This window comes from Dactylosporangium cerinum (genome assembly GCF_042653625.1).
Lineage (GTDB): Bacteria > Actinomycetota > Actinomycetes > Mycobacteriales > Micromonosporaceae > Dactylosporangium > Dactylosporangium cerinum.
Window position 1 is genome coordinate 1 of record NZ_JBHSIU010000026.1, and the last position, 3753, is coordinate 3753.

The window sequence follows — 3753 nt, forward strand, 5'->3', positions numbered from 1 at the left end:
GGGCAGGTTGATGCAGGCGTTGCCGGCTGGTGGGGTGATGGTGGCGGTGCAGGCTGCTGAGGCGGAGGTGCTGCCGCTGTTGGGGGCTGGGGTGGAGATCGCCGCGGTGAACGGCCCGGCCGCGGTGGTGATCTCTGGTGCCGAGGCGCCGGTGCTGGACTTGGCGCAGCGGCTGGCTGCGATGGGACGGGCGACGCGTCGGTTGCGGGTGTCGCATGCGTTTCATTCGGTGTTGATGGAGCCGATGCTGGCTGAGTTCGAGCGGGTGGTGCGGGGGTTGTCGTTCAACGCGCCGGCGGTGCCGGTGGTGTCGAACGTGACCGGGTTGCTGGCTGGGGATGAGGTGTGTACGGCGGAGTATTGGGTGCGGCATGTGCGTGCGGCGGTGCGGTTCGGGGATGGGATCCGCTGCTTGCATGAGCAGGGTGTGCGGGTGTTCGTGGAGTTGGGTCCGGGTGCGGCGTTGACCGCGATGGTCCAGGACAACCTCCCCGAGACAGCGGCAGAGCGGTCGGTGTTCGTGGCCGGGCTGCGTCGTGAAGGTGCTGAGGTTGAGTCGTTGCTGCTGGCGGTGGCTCAGGCGTTCACCGCTGGGGTGGGGGTTCGGTGGCCGGCGGTGTTCGCCGGCGTTCCCGCTACCCGGGTCGACCTGCCGACGTATGCGTTCCAGCGGGAACGGTTCTGGTTGGACGCACCGGATCAGATCGAGCCCGCGTCCGGGCGGTCGGCGACGGCGTCGGAGACGTGGTTTTGGGATGCCGTTGAACATGAGCGGATCGAGGCGCTCGCGCGTGAGCTGCAGTTGGATGTACAGGACGGCGGTTCGTCGCTGGGTGTGGTGTTCCCAGCGCTGTCGCAGTGGCATCGGAAGCTGCGGGATCAGACGTCGGCGGGCCAGTGGCGGTACCAGATCAGGTGGCAGCCGTCGTCGGATGTCCGGACCACGCTGCCGTCAGGGTCATGGCTTGTCCTGGTTCCCGCTGGTCTGTCGTTGAACCCGGGGGTGTTGTCGGCGGTTGAGGCGTTGCAGGAGTGCGGAGTCGATGTTGTTCGCGCGGAGGTGGACGCAGCCGTCGATGATCGCAACACGCTCGCGGAGCGGATCAGCGGCGAGCTGAGCCGGCTGTCGGATGACGGGGCAGGCGGGGTGGTGTCGTTGCTGGCGTTGGATGAGTCTCCGCATCCGACGTATGAGGGCATTTCCAACGGCTTGGCGGCCACGGTGCTGTTGGTGCAGGCGTTGGGGGACGCGGGTGTGCAGGCTCGGTTGTGGTGTGTGACCCAAGGCGCGGTGTCGACGGGTCGTTCGGATCCGTTGGCCGGTGCGGTGCAGTCGCAGATCTGGGGTTTGGGCCGGGTGGTCGGTCTGGAGCACCCCGAGCGGTGGGGCGGCTTGATTGACCTGCCCGGGACCGTCAATGCGCAGTCCGCGCTGCGGATGTGTCGCGTGCTCGCCGATCCGGGTGATGAGGATCAGGTGGCGATCCGTTCCTCGGGTGTGTATGTGAGAAGGCTGCTGCGGGCTTCCCTGGACGGGGTTTCGGCGGATCGGCGGTGGAAGCCGCGTGGTTCGGTGCTGGTGACCGGTGGTACGGGCGCGTTGGGTGCGCATGTCGCTCGGTGGCTGGCTCGCGGCGGCGTCGAGCATCTCATTTTGACCAGCCGGCGGGGTATTGACGCCCCGGGTGCGGTGCAGTTGCGGGACGAGCTTTCCGGGTTGGGTGTGCAGGTGCAGGTCGTGGCCTGCGATGTGGCTGATCGGGATGCGGTGGCGACCCTGTTGGCGTCGGTGCCGGCCCAGTACCCGCTGACCGCGGTGGTGCACGCTGCGGGGGTATTGGACAACGGCAAGTTGGACGAGGCGCAGCTGTCTGGCTTTGCTGAGGTGATCAAAGCCAAGGCGTGTGGTGCGGCGCATTTGGATGCTCTTCTTGCGGATACGCCGTTGGATGCGTTCGTGGTGTTCTCCTCGGTGGCGGGGGTGTGGGGCAGCGGAGGCCAGGCCAGTTACGCCGCGGCGAATGCGTTCCTGGACGCGTTGGTGCAACGGCGCCGTGCCCGTGGTCTTGCTGCCACGTCGGTGGCGTGGGGAGCCTGGGCCGGTGACGGGATGGCTGGTGTGGCTGCCCAGCAACTGCAGGACTATGGCATGGCGGCGATGGAGCCGGGGCTGGCGCTGACGGCGTTGGGCCAGGTTCTGGACCATGACGAAACGTGTGTGGTGGTCGCGAACGTGGACTGGCAACGGTTCGTGGAGACGTTCGCGTGGGCCCGTCCGAGCCGTCTGGTGGAGGCGTTCCGGGACCAACGGCCGCAGGGGTCGTCGGTGTCTGCCGATGGGTCGGCGTTGTCCCGCCGGCTGGCCGAGGTGCCCGCATCGCAGTGGCGGGCGGTGGTTCTGGACGTGGTCCGCGGCGAGATCGCCGCAGTGCTGGGGCATGCCACCGCGGCCGCGGTGGACCCGGACCGGGCGTTCACCGAGGCCGGGTTCGACTCGCTGACCGCCGTGGAACTGCGGAACCGGCTGGGGACGGTGACCGGGTTGCGCTTGCCGGCGACGCTGGTGTTCGACCACCCGACTCCTGCCGCGCTGGCCGCCTACGTGACCGAGCAGGTCGCTGGGACGGCGGGGGCTGCAGCGCCGGCTGCAGCGCCGGCGCCGGCGTCGGTGGATGAGCCGATCGCCATTGTTGGGATGGCGTGTCGACTGCCGGGGGGTGTGCGGTCTCCGGAAGGGTTGTGGGATCTGGTCGCGTCCGGCGGTGATGGGATCTCGGAGTGGCCGGCGGACCGGGGCTGGGATGTGGACGGGCTGTTCGACCCGGATCCGGACCGGTCGGGGACGAGCTACGTGCGGGACGGCGGGTTCCTGTATGACGCCGCGGATTTTGATGCGGGGTTCTTCCGGATCAGTCCGCGTGAGGCGCTGGCGATGGATCCGCAGCAGCGGCTGTTGCTCGAGGCCGCGTGGGAGGTGTTCGAGCGGGCGGGTATCGACCCTGGCTCGCTGAAGGGCACGGATACCGGGGTGTTCGCCGGCACCAACTATCAGGGCTACGCCGACCAGCCCTCGGATCCGGGGCAGAACACTGACGGACAGAACGTTGAGGGGCATCGGCTGACCGGTATCGCCGGGAGCGTGGTGTCGGGTCGTTTGGCGTACACCTTCGGGTTGGAAGGACCCGCGGTCACGGTGGACACGGCGTGTTCATCGTCGTTGGTGGCGCTGCATCTGGCGTGTCAGTCGTTGCGGCAGGGAGAGAGCTCACTCGCGCTCGCCGGTGGCGTGACCGTGATGGCGTCGCCGATGGTGTTTGTCGAGTTCAGTCGGCAGCGGGGTTTGGCCGTCGACGGTCGCTGCAAGTCCTTCGCGGGTGCCGCGGATGGTACGGGGTGGAGTGAGGGTGTCGGGTTGCTGCTGTTGGAGCGGCTGTCCGATGCCCGGCGCAACGGCCATCAGGTGTTGGCGGTGGTGCGTGGTAGTGCGGTGAATCAGGACGGTGCGAGCAACGGGTTGACCGCACCGAACGGTCCTTCGCAGCAGCGGGTGATCCGGCAGGCCCTAGCAAATGCGCGCCTGTCGCCTGTTGAGGTGGACGCGGTCGAAGCGCATGGCACCGGGACGGTGTTGGGTGACCCGATAGAGGCGCAGGCGCTGCTGGAGGTGTACGGCCGAGAACGACTCGAACGCGAGCCGGTGTGGTTGGGGTCAGTGAAGTCGAACATCGGTCACACCCAGGCCGCGGCTGGCGT

At 68.2% G+C, this 3753-nt stretch carries 1 protein-coding gene; it reads left to right on the forward strand.

What is annotated here, in order from left to right; translation table 11 throughout:
- Window positions 1-37 precede the first annotated feature (37 nt).
- On the forward strand, window positions 38-3753 hold a 3716-nt coding region (locus ACFPIJ_RS22175), incomplete at its 3' end, for an SDR family NAD(P)-dependent oxidoreductase (RefSeq protein WP_380117083.1).